This window comes from Streptomyces sp. NPDC093109 (assembly GCF_040701725.1).
In the GTDB taxonomy this organism is placed as follows: domain Bacteria; phylum Actinomycetota; class Actinomycetes; order Streptomycetales; family Streptomycetaceae; genus Streptomyces.
Map to the genome: position 1 here is coordinate 20,599 of NZ_JBFBEZ010000029.1, position 18,687 is coordinate 39,285.

An 18,687-nucleotide genomic window follows, 5' to 3' on the forward strand; every position below is an offset into this window, starting at 1 on the left:
GCTACAAGCGCGCCCCCGGAGGGCATCCTCGCTGTTGCACGACGCTGTTGTACGACTCCCCCTCACGCGCCGAGGATCTTCGCCACCTTCGTATAGGGGACGGCCTCTTCGGCGCGCCCCATACGCTCCAGCGCGCGACCGAGGAGCAGATGCGCGTAGGCGTCACCGGCGTCACGCTCCAGCAGGGCGCGGAGTTCGGACTCGGCCCGGCTCAGGGCCGCCGAGTGGTAGTAGGCGCGGGCGAGCAGCAGCCGGGGGCCGTTCTGCTCGGGGTGATCCGCGACCAGGCCGCTCAGGATGCGGGCGGCGACGATGTAGTCGCGGGCGTCGAAGAGCAGCTTCGCTCGCTCCCAGTCCTCCGCGGCCGATGACGTGGCGGACGACGTGACAGCCGACGACGTGGCACCGTCCGCCATTTCCGGGTTCCGCTCCATGTCCGCTTCTCTCCTCTGTCTTCCCGGTTAATTGAACGCACCAAGTGGCGAACTGTGGGTCACCGTGGCGGGCCGAGGAGGATCTGTCCGTACTTCTCGGCGGCTTCGGCCAGCCTCTCCGGTGTGATGGCGAAGTCCTTGGGCCGCGGGGTGGCGATGTCACGGCCGGCGTGCCGGAACATGCCCTCGATACCGCCGGGGGTGGTGATCATCAGGAGGTCGGCGGTGTCCGAGGTGATGCGGTAGCCGTGCGGAATGTTTTTGGGCAGGTAGACGATGCCGCCCTCGGACAGTTCCATCCGCTCGTCCCCGAGCCAGAGCAGCGCCTCGCCCTTGATCAGCATGAAGACCTCGTCCTCACGGGTGTGCATGTGGAAGGGCGGCGCCTCCCCCTTGGCGACATCGAACCTCCCTACCGTGAGCTGCCCGTCCGTGGCCTCGCTGTCGAGGAGGACGGAGAAGGTGCCGCCGTCCAGCCACTCAAGAGTCTGCTGCTGGTCGGGCTGGGCAAGGAACGCCATGGACATGATGCAAGCCTTCACTGTCTCGGCCACCCATGACGGTGGCCTGCGGGATTGGGGCGTCAACGGAGCACGGCGGAGCCCGTTCGGCTCAGGCCGCTGCCAGGAACGGGGTGAGTACGGCGAGGAGGGCCTCGGGGCGCTCGTCGGGGATGTAGTGGCCGCTGCCGGCGATCACCGCTTCCTCCACACCGGGTACGACGGGCTTCAGGGTCCGCGCCAGATAGCTGCCGACGCTGTGCTCGGCGCCGACGGCCAGCACGGGCATCGTCAGGCGACCGCCGGCCTCGCCCCAGGCCCGGTTGTCCCGGCCGTCCTGGAGCAGGGTGCGGTGGTAGTGCGCGAACCCGCCGCGCAGGGCGTCCTGCCGACTCAGGGAGGCGGCGACGATGTCGATCTCCGCCGGCGGAAAGGCCTCGGGGACGGCCGCCATCTTCGCGAACCACCACGTCAGGAACGCCTTCTCGTTGCCGCGGAAGAGCAGTTCCGGCGCCTCGGGGGTCATGAAGAGGCCGAAGTGGAAGAGGCCGCCCGATGCCGGGTCCATGATCTCTTCGAGCCCGTATCCGGGGACGGCCAGGTCCACCAGCGCCAGCCGGTGGACCTGCTCGGGGTAGCGGCGGGCGTAGGAGAAGGCGACCATGCCGCCGATGTCGTGACCGACCAGGCGGACCGGACCGGTCAGCCCCAGGACCTGGAGCAGCTCGTGCATGTCGCGCGCCTGGTTGTCCTTGTCGTAGCCGGCTTCCGTGACCGCCGAACCGCCGGTACCGCGCAGGTCGGGGGCTATGACGGTGTACCCGAGGCCGGCGAGGGGCCGCAGCAGGTACCGCCACTCCCGCCAGGTCTGGGGCCAGCCGTGCAGCAGTACGAGGGGTTCGCCCGAACCGCCGATGACGCCGTGTATCAGCGTGCCGTTGACCTCCCGGACGAACCGGGTGAACCCCTCGGGAAGGTCGTCGGCGGAGGCCTGCTCGTAAGGCGTCGCGGGCTCGGCCGGGATCCGCGGGGTGATGTCGCTCGTCACTTCTTCTCTCCGATGCGTTCCGATACCGCAAGCGCACGGGACCGCGGCGGGGTGCGGGCTCGGTGGAAGCTCCGCACCCCGTGTGCGGCTGTGGTGTGCGTGTGTCGTGTGGCGTGGGTCAGTTCTGGGGGAGAAGCTCCATGAGGATGCCGATGATCTTGGTGCCGTTCTCGGTGGTCCAGTTTCCGGCGAGCTCGGCGAGGAGCTGGTTGGTGGAGGTGATGGTGGCGCCGGCCTTGTCCATGCGACGGATGGCGATGTCGTCGGCGATCTTGGAGGGGGAGCCGCCGGCGTCGGCGACGACCTGGACGGGGTGGCCGTTGGCGAGGGCGGCGAGGGTGGGGAAGACGGTGCAGACGTCGTTGGTGACGCCGGCGATGATGAGGTTGGTGCGGCCGGTGGCGGTGACGGCTTCGGCGAAGTTCTTGTCGTCGAAGGCGTTGACGACGCCCTGGCGCTGAACGCGGGCGGCGAACTCCTCGGGCGCGATGTCGGCCAGCTCGGGGAGCAGGGGGCCCTGGGCGTACGCCTCCATCGACGAGGTCAGGACCAGCGGTATACCCACGGCCTTGGCGGTCTTGGCGAGGGCGAGGGCATTGGCCTTCATCTCGTCGTAGGCGATCGAACCGACCCACCCCATGGTCCCGACCTGATGGTCGATGAGAAGCATCGCGGTGTTGTCGGCGGTGAACGGCTGAGCTGACTGTGCGGTCATGGGAAGACCCCTTCCAGGGTGGATGGCTGGCTGCGCCGATTCCGGTACGGATCGGGCGGTGACTCGACAAGCCGATAATACTTGGTCGGCCAATCGATGTCTTGAGCGTACGCCATCCCGGATCTATTCCCCACCCCGGAAACACGCCAGTGCCCTCATTTCACCCACTATCACCTACTATCATTGGTCGGCCACATGTGGGCCACGCTGATTCCCTTGGCTGGCCAATACGATGGAGGGACGCGCCCCGGCAGGACCGCCGGGGATGCGACCCACCCGCGAGGAGGACCGATAGCCATGCCGCAGAAACCGGATTCGACGGAGGCGCGAGAGGACGCGGTGCCGTCCGTCGCCGATGCTCCGATGAGCGAGGCCCTTTTCCGTGCGGCCCGCGTGCACCGGATCATGGCCGGTGGCCTGCTGCGCGACACCGGCCTCTACCCGGGCCAGGAGCTGCTGATGATGCGGCTGTGGGAGCGCGGCGAGCAGCGTCAGGCGGACCTGATCAAGACACTGGGGCTCGATCCGTCGACCGTCACCAAGATGCTTCAGCGCCTGGAGCAGTCCGGCTTCGTCACCCGCAAACCCTCCCCCGACGACCGCCGGGCCATCGTGGTGAGCGCCACCCGGGCGGGCCAGGCCCTGCACCGCCAGGTCAGACAGGCGTGGCGCGACCTGGAAAAGGTCACCGCGGCCGGCTTCACCGAGGGCGAGTACCAGCAGGCCATGCGGGTGCTGGCCCGGATCGAGGCGAATCTCACGACTCCGCCGCCCGCCACTGAAACCGACGCCACCGCCTGACCCGGGCCCGGGCCGGGCCGACGTCGCACCGCAGACAGGGCTGCGACACCTCCCGAATGACTTCCTTGGTCGACCAATGTATAGTCGCAGGTGATTGATTGGTCGACCAATTGGACGCATCGCCGCCATGAGTGCCGACCACCCTGAACCAGTGCGGTCGGCCCGGCCGACGCACCGACCGACGAAGGAGTCACCATGTCCGACCGGAGCAACACCCGCCCGGCGGCCGGACGGCACGAGGGCCGTACCGCCGTCATCACCGGAGCCGCCGGCGGGATCGGTCGCGCCTACGCCCTGCGACTGGCCGCCGAGGGCGCCGCCGTGGCGGTGCTCGACCGGGTCGACGCCGCGACGGTCGTCGCGGAGATCCGTGACGCGGGAGGCAAGGCCATCGGCGTACGGGCCGACCTCACCGACCCCGCCGCCGTGGCGGCGGCCCAGGAGGAGATCGCGGAGCGGCTCGGCGGGGCCGACATCCTGGTCAACAACGCCGGCGTCTACCCCAACCAGCCGTTCGAGGACATCACCTTCGAGCAGTGGCGCAAGGTGTTCACCCTGAACGTCGACGCCCTGTTCCACACCGCGAAGGCGTTCACGCCGGGCATGCGGGAGCGGGGCTGGGGCCGGATCGTCAACATGACGTCGAACTCCGTCGCGATGGTCATCCCGGGCTTCTCGCACTACGCGGCGAGCAAGATGGCGGCGATCGGCTTCACGCGGGGCCTGGCCACCGATCTGGCCGGCGCGGGCATCACCGTCAACGCCATCGCTCCCAGCATGGTGCGGACGGCGACGACCGAGGCCGGCCCCGCGGACCTGTTCGAGGCCGTCCCGCAGATGCAGGCCATCCGGCGGCTCCAGGTCCCCGAGGACATCACCGGCATGCTGTCGTTCCTCGTCTCCGACGACGCCGCGTTCGTCACCGGCCAGACGCTGTACGTCGACGGCGGACTCATCCGGTCGTAAGCGAGCGCGCGGGGGGAGACCTCCGACCGACTCCCACCCGACCCCCTTTCCGTTTTGCTTGGTCGGCCAATATATAGTCTTCAAGGATTGATTGGTCGACCATATTTTTTGGAGGTTCCGTGACCACTTCATTCGATGCGCTCAGCCTGGGCGGCGTGACGCTGGCCAACCGCGTCGTGATGTCGCCGATGACCCGCAGCCGCGCCTACGGCCCCGGCCAGACGCCGACCGACGCGACAGCCGTCTACTACGCCCAGCGGGCGTCGGCGGGTCTGATCGTCTCCGAGGGTCTTCAGCCCAGCGTGGTGGGGCAGGGCTACCCCAGCACCCCCGGCATCCACAGCTCGGCCCAGGTGGAAGCCTGGCGCCCGGTGACCGACGCCGTGCACGAGAAGGGCGGCGTGATCTTCGCCCAGCTCATGCACACCGGCCGTATCGGACACCCCAGCCTGCTGCCCGACGGTCTGCTCCCGGTGGCCCCCTCGGCGGTGGCCGCGAAGACCCAGGTCTTCACCCCGGAGGGCCTCCAGGACTGCGTCACCCCCAAGGAACTCACGCCCGCCGAGATCGAGCGGACGATCGCCGACTTCGCCTCCGCCGCGCGCAACGCGATCGCCGCCGGCTTCGACGGGGTGGAGATCCACGGCGCCAACGGCTACCTGCTCCAGCAGTTCCTCTCCGACAACGTCAACCTCCGTACCGACGGCTGGGGCGGCTCCGTACAGGGCCGTATCCGCTTCGGTGTGGAGGTGGCCAAGGCCGTGGCCGACGCCGTCGGGGCCCACCGGGTCGGCTACCGCATCTCGCCCGACAACCCCTACAACGACATCACGGAGAGCGACCTCCCGGTCCTCTACGGAGAGCTGCTGACCGCGCTCGCCCCGCTCGATCTGGCCTACCTCCACCTCATGGAGGGCCCGGACCGCGAGCTGACACTCCAGCTGCGCAAGCAGTGGCAGGGGACGTTCATCCTCAATCCCTTCACGCACCCGGACCCCACGGGCCCGGAGTCGCTGAGCCTGGTCGAGGACGGCACCACCGACGCGGTGTCCTTCGGCGCGCTCTTCCTGGCCAACCCCGACCTGCCGGCCCGGCTTCAGCGGGGCGGCCCGTTCAACACGCCCGACCGCGCGACGTTCTACGGCGGCGACGAGCACGGCTACACCGACTACCCGGCCCTCGGTTAGCAGCCGTGTACGGGCCCGGAGCGCGATCCGGGCCCGTACGGCACGCGCCGGAACCCGACTGAACGGAAAGGTGGAAACGCCATGCCCCTCGCGCTGCTGGCCCTCGCGGTCGGGGCCTTCGGGATCGGAACCACGGAATTCGTGATCATGGGGCTGCTCCCCGAGGTCGCGGCGGATTTCGGTGTCTCCATCCCCACGGCCGGATTCCTGGTGACCGGCTACGCGCTCGGCGTCATGATCGGTGCACCGGTCATGACCATCCTGGGCACCCGCGTCCCGCGCAAGCGGATGCTGATGCTGCTGATGGGCCTCTTCATCGCGGGCAATCTGATCTCCGCCGTGGCGCCCGTCCTCGCCGTGATGCTGATCGGCCGGGTGGTCTCCTCGCTCGCCCACGGCGCCTTCTTCGGGATCGGCACGGTGGTCGCGGCCGAAATGGTGGTGCCGGAGAAGCGGGCCGGCGCGATCGCCCTGATGTTCACGGGCCTGACCGTGGCCAATGTCGTCGGCGTCCCGCTCGGCACCTTCGTCGGCCAGTCCGTCGGCTGGCGCGTCACCTTCACGATCGTCGCGGCGCTCGGTGTCGTCGGGCTCGCCGGTGTCGCCCGGCTCGTCCCCGAACTGCCCAGGCCCGAGGGCGTGTTCCTCCGCCACGAGCTGGCCGCGCTCAAGAACGTGCAGGTCCTGCTCGCCATGGCGATGACCGTGCTCGGCTTCGGCGGGGTCTTCGCGGCCATCACCTATATCGCGCCGATGATGACCAATGTCGCCGGATACGCGGACGGATCGGTGACCTGGCTCCTCGTCCTGTTCGGGCTCGGTATGGTCGCCGGCAACCTCATCGGCGGCAAGCTCGCCGACCGCGCCCCGATGCCCCTGCTGTACGTCTCGCTGGGCGCCCTCGGAATCGTGCTCGGCCTCTTCACCGTCACCGCGCACCACAAGATCCTCGCCGCGGTCACCATCACCCTGATCGGCGCGCTCGGCTTCGCCGCCGTACCGCCGCTCCAGAAGCGGGTCCTGGACCATGCCGCCGGCGCCCCGACGCTCGCCTCGGCCGTCAACGTCGGGGCCTTCAACCTGGGCAACGCCCTCGCCGCCTGGCTCGGCGGCACGGTGATCTCCGCGGGCCTCGGCTACACCGCCCCGGCCGCGGTCGGCGCGGTGCTCGCCGCCGGTGCGCTCGTCCTGGCCGTCGTATCGGCCGCCCTGGAGCGCCGCGCATCCGCGCGAACGGACGGAACGGCGTCACCGGCGCCCGGTCCCCGGCCGGCTCAGCCGTAGCGACCCGCGAACTCCACCCCGCCGCCTGCCCCGCCGTATCCGTGCCGACCCAGAAACCTGCTCCCATGCCCCAGCGAACCGCCCCACGACCGCCCCACGAACACGCCCTGGACGTGGCCCATCCGCCGCCCGGCCCCGGAAACCTGCGGGCCGTCCTCCTCCCCGTAGCGATCGTCCTGCTGATCGGCACCGTGTTCGTCAGCGTCTATCTCGCCGCCTTCCACGCGCCGCGCCCCCATCAGCTCCGCGTGGGGACGACGGAGACCGGCACACACCAGACACACCTGCGCGAGGGCCTCGCGCGCGCCGTTCCCGGCGGCTTCGCCCTGGAGACCTACCCCGACGCGTCCGCCGCCCGGCGGGCCGTCCAGGACAGGTCGGTGTACGCGGCCTACCTCGGCGACGGGAAGCTGCTCTACGGCAGCGCCAACGGAGCCGCCGTCACCGCGAGCGTGACCACCGCGTTCAGCTCCGTGGCCCGGGCGGAACACCACGACCTCTCCGCCGAGGACGTGGCCCCCGCCGCGCCCGGGGACACGCGCGGCCTCTCCGTGTTCTACGCGGCCTTCGGCCTGGTGCTGGCCGGCTACCTCTTCGGCATGACGACATACCAGCTCGCGCCCCGGCTCGAATACCGCTGGCGGATGGCCAGCCTGGCCCTGTTCGGCGTCGTGGGAGGTGTCCTGGTCACCGCGATCGCGGGGAACGCGGGCTTCAACGCGCTGCCGGGCCCCTTCCTCCCCCTCGCCGCCGTCGTCGCGCTGATGGGCGCCGCCGTCGCCGCCACGACCATGGTGCTGCTCCGGCTGTTCGGCTCCGCGGGCGTCAGCCTCGCCTCGATCCTCCTGCTGATCCTCGGCAACAGCAGCAGCGGCGGTATCATGCCGCCGGCCTACCTCCCCGGCTGGCTGCGCCCGCTGTCCGAGATCCTGCCCGTCGGGGTGGGCGTCCGCGCGATGCAGGGACTGTCCCGGTTCCAGGACGACGGCCTGGCCCGCGCCCTGGTGATCCTCCCGCTGTGGGTGCTCGGCGCCGCGCTGGTGCTCTACCTCAAGGACGTCTTCCGCCGCGAGGCACCGGCCGGTGCGGGAACGGAGAGCGAGCCGCACCCCGCCACGGCGAACTGACGCCGGCAGACGGCCCGTCGGGGCGCCCCGCGCCGTCACCCCGCTACCACACTTCTCTCGCCCGGGAGGGCTCCATGCAGTTCGGCATCTTCAGCATCGGCGATGTCACGGCCGACCCCGTCACCCAGGGCACACGGACCGAGCACGAGCGGCTCAAAGCGATGGTCGCGACCGCGGTCAAGGCCGAAGAGGCCGGCTTCGACGTCTTCGCGACCGGCGAGCACCACAACCCGCCGTTCGTCTCCTCCTCACCGACCACCCTGCTCAGCCACATCGCCGCCCGAACCACCCGGATCATCCTGTCGACATCGACCACACTGATCACCACCAACGACCCGGTGAAGATCGCCGAGGACTACGCGGTGCTCCAGCATCTCGCCGACGGGCGGTTGGACCTGATGATGGGCCGCGGCAATACCGGTCCGGTCTATCCCTGGTTCGGCAAGGACATCCGCCAGGGCATTCCCCTCGCCGTCGAGAACTACGCGCTGCTGCACCAGCTGTGGCGCGAGGATGTCGTCGACTGGCAGGGCCGCTTCCGTACTCCTCTCCAGGGGTTCACCTCGACCCCGCGTCCCCTGGACGGCATTCCGCCCTTCGTCTGGCACGGCTCCGTCCGCAGCCCCGAAATCGCCGAACAGGCCGCCTACTACGGCGACGGCTTCTTCGCCAACAACCTCTTCGGGCCCAAGGACCACTTCCAGAAACTCATCGGCATCTACCGCGCCCGCTACGCCCACTACGGTCACGGCACCGAGGAACAGGCCGTCGTCGGGGTCGGCGGCCATGTCTTCCTGCGCCCGAACTCCCAGGACGCCCGGCGCGAGTACCGCCCCTACTTCGACAACTCCCCTGTCTACGGCGGCGGGCCGTCCATGGAGCAGTACATGGCGCAGACCTCGCTCACCGTCGGCAGCCCGCAGGAAGTCATCGACAAGACGCTGACCTTCCGCGACCACTTCGGCCACTACCAGCGCCAGCTGTTCAACATCGACATGGCCGGCCTGCCCCTGAAGACCGTCCTCGAACAGCTCGACCTGCTCGGCGAAGAGGTTCTCCCCGTACTGCGCAAGGAGATGGACTCCGCACGCCCCGCCCACGTTCCCGAGGCCCCCACCCACGCCTCACTGCTCGCCCAGCGCACGGCAGGCACCGAGGAGCCGTCGAAGTGAACACGAACACCAGCCGGCCACCGCGTCTCACCGTCGTATCCGCGGGCCTCAGTGTCCCTTCGTCCACCCGCTTGCTCGCCGACCGCCTCACCGTAGCGACGCGCGAGCAACTCGCCGACGCGGGGCACCAGATCGAAGTGCGAGTCGTCGAACTGCGCGACCTGGCCGCCGACATAGCCAACAACCTGGTCACCGGCTTCCCCTCGCCCGCCCTGGAACACACGCTGCGCCCGCTCTTCGCCTACCGCGCGCGGTCGTCGTACCCACAGCGGTGTACGCGGCGTCCGAGGACTGGGGCGGCAGTGGCGACTCCCTGACCGGCACACTCCCTCAGCGGATCGCACGCGCGGCCGGCGAACTGGCCGGCCCAAGGACACCAGCGGAGTGCGGGCGCTCATCCGTGCCGGCATGGCCGCGGGCCTGTTCAGGCAGGACATCGCAGCCCAGGACGGCGTGGACCAACTGGCGGGACCGGTGGTGCTGCGCGACCTGTTCGCCGCCAAGCCGGTGACGCCGGAGTACGTGGAGCGAACGGTCGATCGTTTCCTTCACGAGTCCAGGCCCGAGTAGTGGAGGGAACTGCTCGAACAATTTCTGACACATGGCTACAAAAACGTTGGCCTCGCCACATGAACCGAGTGATCGGCGACATCGCGCCCGCGGTTTCAGGGCGATGAACCGAGCAGGAACGAAGGAGTGAGACGGGCGGGCAGGCAGGCGGTCACGCGGTGGATGAAGTGCCGGCGGCAGACACCGGCACTGCCGTGATCCCGTGAGCAGGTCCCTGGTCGGATCCCCCATCATGTACGGGCCGTCCAGGGACCGGCCACTCCGGTTCGCCCCGTTCCCCCGGGAGCCTTGCGGCTTTGTGGTTCCAGCGTCGGAGCCGACCGTACGGTCCCCCCTGCCTGGGCTCCTCGTGTTCGCGTGGAGAGGACTTGAGGTTGCCCTCGCGTGCCCCGGAATACGGGGGCGGACCGTTGTCGGTGGCCGCTGGGTACGGGCCGGCCGGCGAGCGGTCCGCGCCGGCACTCGTTGTCAGCCGCGGGCGACCGCGATCACGCCCTTGAGCCGCTCCCCCGCCTCGTACACCATGTACGGCACGCCCCGGTCGGTCCCGAAGCTCGGTGCGGCGCTGCGGCCGTTGTCGGGGGCGGTGCTGGACGACTGGTAGAAGACGCCCAGGTGGTTGCGGCGGTTGAAGTCGTTGCCGACCTCGGTGATCAGCACATTGCCACCGTGCTCCTTGTCGGTGTGGTAGGCGACATACGTACTGTCGTTCCGGCTCAGCAGGTGCGGGCCGCTGATGTTGTTGACGCGCACATCGGAGTGGGTTATCAGCGGTCGCTGGTCGAAGGTCCAGTTCCGGGCGTCCTTGGACCAACCCCAGCCGATGTCGCGGTGGTTGGACTGGTTGTTGGTCATGAAGAGCATCACGAAGCGGGCGTCGCGCGAGGGCAGGTCGTGCCGGAAGACACGCGCGTAGGAGGTCTCGTTGGTGCCCGACGCCATCATCGAGGTGTTGAGTACCACCTTGTCGTACGTGAAGTTGATGCCGTTCTTGGAACGGGCGAGACGGGTGGTGCCGTTCTCGCCGTGGAAGTAGAGCCACAGCTCATTGACGTCCGTGTTCCACAGGACGTGTGCCGAGGCGACATGGCTGACGCTGTAGTGCGGCTGCCAGTTGTTCGAGACGATCGGGTTTCCGGCGTACTCGGTGAACGGGCCTTCCAGCGAGTCCCCGTAGGCGAGGCAGATTCCGCCCGGCGCGTCGTGCGGTCCGTAGTAGAGGTAGTAGCGGCCCAGCGGGTTGGAGAGCTTGTCGTAGACGCCCCGGATGCACGGGAAGATGATCTCGCCGGTGGGGTTGTACTTGAGCTGGGAGGGCGTCAGCAGCGCCTTGACGTAACGGTAGTCGGGGAACCCGCCGGGGGCCGCCGCCACGGTGGCGTCGGCGGCTGGTGCTGTGGCGGCCGTCGCCGCGGCGGCCGGCGCGCAGCCTGCGGCGATCACGCCCGATGAGGTGACGGCCGCCGCGGCGCCGGCCGCTCGCAGGAGCATCCGCCGGCTCGGGGGTTCCGGCGAACTTTCCTTCTCCGGTGGCATGTTGGGTGGTGTCATGGGGGGGCTCCGTCCCGGTTGAGAGATCGCGGACAAGATCACAGATAGTTGGCGGCGGTGACGCAGAAGCCGCCGAGGGCCACGGCCCAGACGTACGGCAGGGTCCGCACCATCACCTGCTGCGGGGTGACCCCCGCGTACTGGGCGCTCCACACCGTCTGGGTGCTGGTGGGGTCCGACACACCGAAGACCTGGTTGTACGAGGTGGCCAGGCCCAGCACCGCGACTGCGGGGTAGATCCCGGCGGCGATGAGAACACCCGCGATGCCCGCGCCGAGACCGAAGACATTCAGCGGCCCCCGGTAGAGACAGAGCGGTACGAGCAGGGTGAAGACCACGACGAACAGCACCGGGTTCTGCGGGCTGACCGCCTTGATCAGGGGATCCAGCGCCGCCACGGCACCGGGCAGCTTGACCGCCGCGAGCAGCATGCCGATCGCGATGAACAGCACGATCGGCGCCGCCGCGACCTCGAACGCGCCGTACAGGGTGCGCAGCAGCCGCTTGCTCATCTCGCGCGGCGGAGTGGTGGTGATGAGCGCGTAGAGGACCCCGGAGAGCATCGACGGCAGGATCGCGACATCGAGGCCGAGTGCGAGAACCAGCGGTACGAGCGGGGCGAGGAGCGCGTACCAGGGCGCGTCACCGAGTCGTTTGCGGCGCGAATCCGGTGTGGCGGAGACCGACTTGAGCGACCACGCGTGTTCGACGCCGCGCCGCCGCGTCTCCACGACCACGAAGAGGACCGCGGCGGCCAGGGCGAACGGGAAGAGGTTCAGCATGAAGCCCCGCACAGTGGCGACGGGCAGCTCCAGCGCGGTCGAGAAGAACTGCCAGATGGGCAGCTCGAACGGCATGCCCGCCGCGATACCCATCAGAATCGTGCCGGCCGCGGTGACCTTGGGTATACCGACGGCGATCATGGCGGGGATCCCGATGATGCCGGCGAGCATGGCGGCGGGCGCGGAGCCCGTCACCGTACCCACGAGGGTGGAGACGGCGAGCACGCCGAGCGCGACCACGACCGGCCGGTCGCCGCCGAATTCGACGATCTTGCGGACGAGTGTCCCCGCGATGCCGGTCTCGTCCATGAGCTTGCCCAGCCAGGAGCCCAGCAGGATCGCGATCATCGTGGCGGCGAGGGCCGGTGCGCCCTGCTGGACGACCGTATCCAGCACACTGTTCTCGCCGGTCGCCGGAGCGCCCGCGACAAGGGCAATGACAACGGCCAGCACAACGAGGGCGAAGGCGGTGGGGATCTTACGGCTGAGCATCGCGGCGACGCCGGCCGCCATGACGAGAAGGATGACGATGCCCATGGCGCTACTTCTCTCTTCCGTACGGGGAACGGGGCCGTGGCGGGGCGGAGTTCGGGAGGCCGGCGGCTGCCGCGGGGGCGGCCGGGTGGAGGTGGTCCGTCGCTGCCGCGGGGGCCACGGAGCGCGGAGGGTCTGTCACTGCCGCGAGTGCCGCTGTCAGCAGGAGGGGGCTCCGGCCGAGGCCGCAGACCGTACGGGCATGGGCATGGGCGGCGACCTCGTCCGCCCCGGCGACATGGCCGTACAGACGGTGGCGACCGGCCCGCAGGACCACATGGCCGAGCGAGCGTCTCAGGCCGGCCCTGGCCGGGCCGTGGTGCAGCTGCTGGTGGACCGTCTCATGGGCGAGGGCCGCCTCCCGGACCGAGCCGGCCGGGTACCAGTGGCGCCAGCCGAGCCGGTCGATCAGTTCCTCGGCCAGGGCCAGGGTGTCGGTGAACACCTCGATGGTGGGGACGGGCCGGGACGTGTACCGGGCCAGCAGGCCCTTCTCCAGCCCGCCACCGCTCTCCACGACCCGGGCCGTACGGGGTGAAGGCGCGAGTGCGGCGCCGAACGCGTCGGCCGCCGCCGCCCACCGGCGCAGCAGCGCGGGGTCACGGCGCTCGTGCGTCGGGGTGTTCGCGAGCAGCCGGGCGCCGAAGCCCACATCATCGGTAGCCACCAGCGCGGCCACCGGCGGTGATGGTGTCGCTGGCGGCGGTGTCGGTGTTGGCGGTGTCGGTGTTGGCGGCGGTGTTGGCGCGCTCATGTACGTACCTCCACAACGGCCACGACCGGCTCGTCGGACGCGCGGGCGCGCAGTTCGCCGCGCGCGAGGGCCAGCAGCGGCCCCGGGTCGAGAACACCGGACAGGTCGGCGATCCGCGAGCCGAGCAGGAGCCGCAGCGCCGGGGCGCGCACCCCGCCGTCCCCGTAGGACGTGGCCTCCTTCACCAGGGCGGCCAGGACCTCGGGCGCGCGGCCCGCGGTGGTGGCCGTCACGCGGGCGTCCGGCGCGTGGAGCCGGACGACACCGTCCGCGTCCACCACCCGTACCGGGTGGCGGGTGGCGCGGAACCTGCGGTGCACCTCGGTGCCGTACACGGTGTGCGCGGCCGTCCCCGCGAGCACCCGCACCGCCGCAGGATCGGCCTTGAGGCTCTCGGCGGCGGCGCGCAGCCGGTCCGCCTCTCCGGCGCGGCGGGCGGGGTCCTGGGCGCGCAGCTCGGTCGCGCCGGTGGCGACCGCCCGTACGGTGCTGGTCTGCGGGTCCACGGTGACCTCCACCTCGACACCGTCGGCCGCCGCGCCCTGGGCCACCACGGCCGCCTCGGCCTCGGCGCGCACGGCGAGGATCTGTTCCTGGCCGGCCCCCGGGATGATCCGCTCGACCTGCTCACGGATGAGGGCCAGGGCGACGCCGATGGGGCTGATGACCTCGTTGTGCCGGGCGATCCTGCCCTCCTGGCCCGTGACGGCCGCGAGGTGCGGGACGACGGACGCGGCGCCTCCGCCGCCGCCGACGAGCACGGCCGTGTCCCGGTCGAGCCGGTAGTCGCGGATCATCGCCTCCACCACCGAGTTCACCTGATCGGTGCCGGCGTCCAGGAGACGGGCCGCGGCGGTGGCGACGTCCGTGCCGAGCGCGGCGGCGAGCGGCGCGATCGCCGCCGCGGCGACCGCCGGGTCGCAGCGCGCGAAGTCCCCTTCGGGGACCCGGCCCAGCGCGTTGGCCGCGCAGGTCATGGTGATGGCGTAGCGTCCGCCCGCCGCGTCGAGCACGGCGTAGTCGGCGGGGTCGCCGTCCATCGGCCGGACGGTGGTGACGCTCGCCTCCCGCAGGTCGTCGAGGGTGGCGAAGCAGGCGTAGGGCAGCCCGGCGATGTGCGCGCTGCGCGGACCGACGCCGGTGATCCTGCCGTCGCCGATACGGACCATCGAGCCGCCGCCGACGCCGACGGTCCGTACGTCCAGGGCCGACAGGTACGAGGTCCTGCCGAGGATCGTGGCATGCCGTACGGCGACCTTGCCGCGTCGTACGACACTGATGTCGGTGGACGTGCCGCCGGTCTCCAGGAAGAGGCCCTCGCTGACGCGTTCCCGCATGAGCGCGCCGGCCACACCGGCCGCCGGTCCCGACAGGACGGTCAGCAGCGGCCTGCGCCGCATCTCGGCGAGTGTCATCACTCCGCCGTCGCAGCGCATGACCATCAGCGGCGCACTCACCCCCGCCTTGGTGATGGAGGCGTCCACAAGGTCGGCGGTGGCGAGCATACGGGGCAGGATCGCGGCGTTGACAACGGCGGTACGGGTCCGCTTGTGGAGCCCGTACAGCGAGGTGATCTCGTGCGCGGCGGTCGTCGGCAGTCCGCGCTCGGCCGCTGCCGCCGCGACCGTGTCCTCGCCCTCGGGGCGGTCGACGCTGAACGGCTGGCTGGCGACGACGACTTCGGCGCCCTGGCGGACGACCGCGTCGACGGCGGCGTCCACGGCGGGTCCGTCGTCCGGGTCCGCGACATGTGCGTAGACGAGCGGAAGCCGTTTGCCCGGGGTGAGTTCGAGCTTCCGCAAGGCCGCGAGGCGGCGGGTGAGCGCGGCACCCGGGCCGGTGCCGATACCGATCAGGCCGACGGTGGCGACATCGCCCTCCAGCAGGGCGTTGGTGGCCTGGGTGGTGCCGTGGGCCAGGAACGCCACATCGTCGGGGGCGTGTCCGGTCTGCTCCAGCAGACGGGCGAGAGCCTCGACGATGCCATGAGCGACGCCGTCCTCGTGGCGGTGGCTGGTGGGGACTTTCACCTGTCCCAGCAGTCGCAGTGTCGTGGCGTCCACGGCCACGGCGTCGGTGAAGGTTCCGCCCACGTCGATACCGACGCGGATGCGGTGGGTGTTCATGGTTCGGGCACCTCCTTGTGCGGGGCGGGCAGGGACCGGGGGTATGCGGGGGCGGGGGGTGTGGAGGAGCTGGGTGGGAAAGTGGGCTTCGTCTGCGGGAAGTTGCGCGACACGCCTCAGTAACCGCGTACGTCGGGCCAGTGGCGCTGCACCCCCTCGCGGTCGAGCAGCCGGGCGAATTCCTCGAACCGCTTGTCCTCGGCCTGGACCTGACGCGGCTCCACTTCCTCGGCGAGGCAGTGTGCGGCCAGCGCGCCCGCGACCTCGCCGATGTTCCACTCCACCGGATGGAGCCGGTAGCAGCCGTTGGTGATGTGAGTGGTACCGATGTTCTTTCCCGCGGGCAGCAGATTGCGGACCCGGCGTGGGACGAGTGCCCCGAGCGGGATTTCGAAGGGCACCGAACCGATGTCGATGTAGTTGTCACCACCGGTGGAGGGGTGCAGATCGATACGGTAGTTGCCGACACCGACCGAGTCCCGGTACCTGGTGCCGCCGTACGGCCCGACGAGGTCGATCGCGACATCGTGTTCGGTGACGGTGGTGACCGCCTTGATACGCCGGGACTCCCGTACGTAGGGGGCCTTGGCCAGCCCGTCGGGCGTGCCGGTGACATCGGGCCGCGGCCGCAGCCCGGGAAACCCCTTCCCGCCGTCCGCGCGCGGCGCCTCCGTCTGGAGCCAGTACAGGACGGAGAGGGAGAGCTGCCGGGCCTCGGCCACCGCCTCTGCGGACGTCCGCGCGCCGGCGCCGACCAGCGGCTTCAACCAGTAGTCGTTGAGCGGCCAGTTGACGAGGGTGATGTCGGAGTCGAAGGCACCCGGCCGGTGCAGCTTGCGGGCGAGGATCCGGCGGAAGCCCCACAGCTCCTTGTCACCCGCGTCGGCAGACTGGTCGGCGGAGACATCGAGCGGATCCAGCTCCGGGTTCGGCAGGAACGTACGCGGAACCGCCTCCAGCGTACGGGGATCCGGCGCGAGGAAGCCGAGCAGCGGTCCCGGCCAGAAGCCGGGCCGGTAGGCGCGCCAGAAGTCGTAGTCGGCGGGGCGTTCGATGGTGTGGTCCTCGCCCTCGTGGTGGGAGAGCGCGAAACACACGGTGATGCCCTGCTGATTGAGCGGCGCCGCCTCCTCCGGGGCGTGCGGCTCGCCGAACTCGCCGCGCGCCTCGGCGCCCAACACGTGCTCGACTCCGGCGAGTTCGAGGAGTTCACCGGTCTCGGTCGCATCGATGACGTAACGCGCGGCGATGGTACGCCGGGCCCCGGGATCGCGCAGGCCGGCCAGGGTGACCGACCGTACGGTGTCGTCGTCGCCCGGTTCGGCGGCGACGGGCCGGTGTTCGGTGAGGACGGTGAGCCGGCCGGAGGACCGGTACGGCGCGAGCATCGCCTCCAGGACCGCGAGCGCGACCCGGGGCTCGTGGCACAGCTTGCTGACACGGCCCGCGCCGGGGTTGAGAGCGGTGAGGGCGAGCGCTTCGGAGCGCAACGGGTACCAGCGGCGGTAGTAGTCCCTGATGGACGTACGCAGTGCACGGTACGAGGCGGTGGTTCCGAACTCCTCGACCCAGGGGTGCTCGTCCGGCGGGACGGCCTGGGAGGTGAGCTGTCCGCCCACCCAGTCCGTCTCCTCGGTGAGGACGACGGTACGCCCCGCCCGGCAGGCGGCGAGCGCGGCGGCGACGCCGCCGAGGCCGGCGCCCACGATGAGGATGTCGGGTTCGGATGTCACAGATCTCCCTCACGAGGTGCTGGGGGCACGTGGTGAACAAGGTGGCGGACAAGGTGGTGAACGAGAGCGAGGTGCTGTGCCGTGTGTTCCGGCGGTACGTGGCGTGTACCGCCGGTGCTTAGCGTGTGCCGTGTGCCGGTCAGCGGGCGGTGGCGGGAACAGTGGCGGGAGGCGGTCCCGCCGTGGAGCCGGCGCGCGGGGAACACGCCACCAGGGGTTCCGTGGCCCGTTCCCCGGCGACCAGCGCGGCGAGCATCCGTACAGCGGCGGCACCCAACTGTGGCCGGGGGACGTCGAATCCGTCGGGTACCGGGCCCTGCGAAAGGTCCCGCGGCGGGCTGCCGAGCAGCGCCAGCGACGCGTCACGCGGGCAGTCCACACCGGCGGAACGCGCGGCGCCGTACAGCGCGCGCCAGGCGGCGCCGGTGTCGGTCTCCTCGGCGACGAAAGCGGTGACCCCCTCGTCGAGCCAGCCGCGCAACCGGCCGGCGGTGAGATCACGCTCCGGGTCGGCGGAGCGGAAGACGGACGCGGGCCCCCCGGGCAGTCCGGCGTCCTCCAGCCCCATCAGGAAACCGCGTTCACGGTCCGTGGAGGCCGGCGCCTCGTCGTCCTCCCGTACGAGCAGGATCCTGCGGTGTCCGAGCCCGGCGAGGCGTGTGACGACCTCACGGCTGGCGCTGACGTAGTCGGCACCGACCCAGGCCAGCCCCTCCGGCTCGTCCCTGCGGCCCAGGTGCACCACCGGGAAACCGTCGTCGACCAGCCGCAGCAGCTCACCCGTGGGCGCGTGCCGGCCGAGGAAGAGACAACCATCGGCGAGCCGTACCCGGTTGAGGGCACCGGGCCCGCCTGCCCCCGCACCGCCGGTACTGGAACCGGTGAACAGCACCAGGTCGTATCCGCGCGCGGCGGCCTCCTGCTCGACACCGACGAGGAAGGGGTAGTACGAGTGCTCCACGTCGGTGGGGAAAGCGGACGTGAAACTGAAGACGCCGAGCAGATTGTTGCGCGCCGCCGCGAGCCGGCTGGCCGCCGGGTCGGGAACGTAACCGAGGCTGTGCACGGCGTCGAGCACCTTGCGGCGGGTCTCCTCGGTGATGGCAGCAGCCCCTTTCCGGGCCCCGAGCACCAGCGAGACCGTGGCCTGCGAGACCCCGGCCAGCCGGGCGACCTCGGCCTGCCGCGGCCGTCCCGTACGCCCCCCGGACACGGAACTCCCGCCCGACCGGACACGCTTCCTGGAATCCTCCACCCGTGGCCCTCCACATCGTTCATACGCATTAGTGATGCGTATGAACGAGTACTGTGAACCCCCGGCCGACGGGTGGCAAGGGACCGGACAGAACTTCTTTCCCACCGCACCCCGACGGGATCGCGGACCACCGACGGGCCGCGGGCGG

Annotated in this window: 17 protein-coding genes and 1 pseudogene; 8 read left to right on the forward strand and 10 right to left on the reverse strand. The window is 70.5% G+C overall.

Features of this window, described 5'->3' with window-relative positions; genetic code table 11:
* Positions 1 to 62 precede the first annotated feature (62 nt).
* The 4 genes from AB0389_RS25720 to AB0389_RS25735 all read right to left on the reverse strand — a co-directional run bounded on the left by AB0389_RS25720 (position 63) and on the right by AB0389_RS25735 (position 2,697).
* Entirely contained in the window at positions 63 to 416 is a 354-nt protein-coding gene (locus AB0389_RS25720; RefSeq protein WP_366397910.1) for a tetratricopeptide repeat protein, read from the reverse strand.
* 77 nt (positions 417 to 493) lie between these two features.
* On the reverse strand, positions 494 to 961 hold the full coding sequence (locus AB0389_RS25725; RefSeq protein WP_366397844.1) for a cupin domain-containing protein: 468 nt from the start codon (positions 959 to 961) through the stop codon (positions 494 to 496).
* Between the two features lie 85 nt (positions 962 to 1,046).
* Complete coding sequence (locus AB0389_RS25730; protein WP_366397845.1) at positions 1,047 to 1,982, reverse strand: alpha/beta hydrolase; 936 nt, start codon at positions 1,980 to 1,982, stop codon at positions 1,047 to 1,049.
* 118 nt (positions 1,983 to 2,100) lie between these two features.
* Complete coding sequence (locus AB0389_RS25735; protein ID WP_366397846.1) at positions 2,101 to 2,697, reverse strand: isochorismatase family protein; 597 nt, start codon at positions 2,695 to 2,697, stop codon at positions 2,101 to 2,103.
* Positions 2,698 to 2,994: 297 nt separating this feature from the next.
* On the opposite strand from AB0389_RS25735, the gene AB0389_RS25740 reads away from it, so the two are divergent.
* From AB0389_RS25740 to AB0389_RS25775, 8 genes and pseudogenes are all read left to right on the forward strand, one after another.
* Positions 2,995 to 3,498 (forward strand): MarR family winged helix-turn-helix transcriptional regulator, encoded by a 504-nt coding sequence (locus AB0389_RS25740; protein ID WP_366397847.1) that lies wholly within the window; start codon positions 2,995 to 2,997, stop codon positions 3,496 to 3,498.
* 195 nt (positions 3,499 to 3,693) lie between these two features.
* Positions 3,694 to 4,464 (forward strand): SDR family NAD(P)-dependent oxidoreductase, encoded by a 771-nt coding sequence (locus tag AB0389_RS25745; protein WP_366397848.1) that lies wholly within the window; start codon positions 3,694 to 3,696, stop codon positions 4,462 to 4,464.
* A gap of 119 nt (positions 4,465 to 4,583) precedes the next feature.
* Complete coding sequence (locus AB0389_RS25750) at positions 4,584 to 5,651, forward strand: alkene reductase (protein ID WP_366397849.1); 1,068 nt, start codon at positions 4,584 to 4,586, stop codon at positions 5,649 to 5,651.
* 81 nt (positions 5,652 to 5,732) lie between these two features.
* Positions 5,733 to 6,935, forward strand: coding sequence for an MFS transporter (locus AB0389_RS25755; RefSeq protein ID WP_366397850.1), 1,203 nt, complete (start codon positions 5,733 to 5,735; stop codon positions 6,933 to 6,935).
* Between the two features lie 65 nt (positions 6,936 to 7,000).
* Positions 7,001 to 8,062: an ABC transporter permease gene (locus AB0389_RS25760; protein WP_366397851.1), complete on the forward strand. Its 1,062-nt coding sequence runs from the start codon at positions 7,001 to 7,003 to the stop codon at positions 8,060 to 8,062.
* A 74-nt stretch (positions 8,063 to 8,136) separates the two neighbouring features.
* Entirely contained in the window at positions 8,137 to 9,234 is a 1,098-nt protein-coding gene (locus AB0389_RS25765; RefSeq protein WP_366397852.1) for an LLM class flavin-dependent oxidoreductase, read from the forward strand.
* Positions 9,231 to 9,598 (forward strand): annotated as a pseudogene (locus AB0389_RS25770) (oxidoreductase); the annotation flags it as partial. The gene AB0389_RS25765 and the pseudogene AB0389_RS25770, both read left to right, overlap by 4 nt.
* Positions 9,599 to 9,618: 20 nt before the next feature.
* A complete protein-coding gene (locus tag AB0389_RS25775; RefSeq protein ID WP_366397853.1) occupies positions 9,619 to 9,804 on the forward strand; it encodes a TetR/AcrR family transcriptional regulator C-terminal ligand-binding domain-containing protein in 186 nt (61 codons plus the stop codon).
* Positions 9,805 to 10,272: 468 nt separating this feature from the next.
* Here AB0389_RS25775 and AB0389_RS25780 read toward each other — a convergent pair whose 3' ends face one another.
* From AB0389_RS25780 to AB0389_RS25805, 6 genes are all read right to left on the reverse strand, one after another.
* On the reverse strand, positions 10,273 to 11,355 hold the full coding sequence (locus tag AB0389_RS25780) for a hypothetical protein (protein ID WP_366397854.1): 1,083 nt from the start codon (positions 11,353 to 11,355) through the stop codon (positions 10,273 to 10,275).
* A gap of 38 nt (positions 11,356 to 11,393) precedes the next feature.
* Positions 11,394 to 12,674: a transporter gene (locus AB0389_RS25785; protein WP_366397855.1), complete on the reverse strand. Its 1,281-nt coding sequence runs from the start codon at positions 12,672 to 12,674 to the stop codon at positions 11,394 to 11,396.
* 4 nt (positions 12,675 to 12,678) lie between these two features.
* Positions 12,679 to 13,338, reverse strand: coding sequence for a hypothetical protein (locus AB0389_RS25790; RefSeq protein ID WP_366397856.1), 660 nt, complete (start codon positions 13,336 to 13,338; stop codon positions 12,679 to 12,681).
* An 83-nt stretch (positions 13,339 to 13,421) separates the two neighbouring features.
* Positions 13,422 to 15,551 (reverse strand): hydantoinase/oxoprolinase family protein, encoded by a 2,130-nt coding sequence (locus tag AB0389_RS25795; protein WP_366397857.1) that lies wholly within the window; start codon positions 15,549 to 15,551, stop codon positions 13,422 to 13,424.
* A gap of 116 nt (positions 15,552 to 15,667) precedes the next feature.
* Positions 15,668 to 17,284, reverse strand: coding sequence for an FAD-dependent oxidoreductase (locus AB0389_RS25800; protein ID WP_366397858.1), 1,617 nt, complete (start codon positions 17,282 to 17,284; stop codon positions 15,668 to 15,670).
* 139 nt (positions 17,285 to 17,423) lie between these two features.
* The gene (locus tag AB0389_RS25805) at positions 17,424 to 18,497 is read right to left on the reverse strand and encodes a LacI family DNA-binding transcriptional regulator (protein ID WP_366397859.1); all 1,074 of its coding nucleotides are present in this window, start codon (positions 18,495 to 18,497) and stop codon (positions 17,424 to 17,426) included.
* Between the last annotated feature and the right edge of the window lie 190 nt (positions 18,498 to 18,687).

Bases quoted from the DNA above. Each gene is read 5' to 3' on its own strand.
- AB0389_RS25740 (WP_366397847.1), top strand. From the start codon at position 2,995: ATGCCGCAGAAACCGGATTCGACGGAGGCGCGAGAGGACGCGGTGCCG.
- AB0389_RS25780 (WP_366397854.1), bottom strand. From the start codon at position 11,355: ATGACACCACCCAACATGCCACCGGAGAAGGAAAGTTCGCCGGAACCC.
- AB0389_RS25785 (WP_366397855.1), bottom strand. From the start codon at position 12,674: ATGGGCATCGTCATCCTTCTCGTCATGGCGGCCGGCGTCGCCGCGATG.
- AB0389_RS25735 (WP_366397846.1), bottom strand. From the start codon at position 2,697: ATGACCGCACAGTCAGCTCAGCCGTTCACCGCCGACAACACCGCGATG.
- AB0389_RS25745 (WP_366397848.1), top strand. From the start codon at position 3,694: ATGTCCGACCGGAGCAACACCCGCCCGGCGGCCGGACGGCACGAGGGC.
- AB0389_RS25765 (WP_366397852.1), top strand. From the start codon at position 8,137: ATGCAGTTCGGCATCTTCAGCATCGGCGATGTCACGGCCGACCCCGTC.
- AB0389_RS25720 (WP_366397910.1), bottom strand. From the start codon at position 416: ATGGCGGACGGTGCCACGTCGTCGGCTGTCACGTCGTCCGCCACGTCA.
- AB0389_RS25725 (WP_366397844.1), bottom strand. From the start codon at position 961: ATGTCCATGGCGTTCCTTGCCCAGCCCGACCAGCAGCAGACTCTTGAG.
- AB0389_RS25760 (WP_366397851.1), top strand. From the start codon at position 7,001: ATGCCCCAGCGAACCGCCCCACGACCGCCCCACGAACACGCCCTGGAC.
- AB0389_RS25795 (WP_366397857.1), bottom strand. From the start codon at position 15,551: ATGAACACCCACCGCATCCGCGTCGGTATCGACGTGGGCGGAACCTTC.
- AB0389_RS25755 (WP_366397850.1), top strand. From the start codon at position 5,733: ATGCCCCTCGCGCTGCTGGCCCTCGCGGTCGGGGCCTTCGGGATCGGA.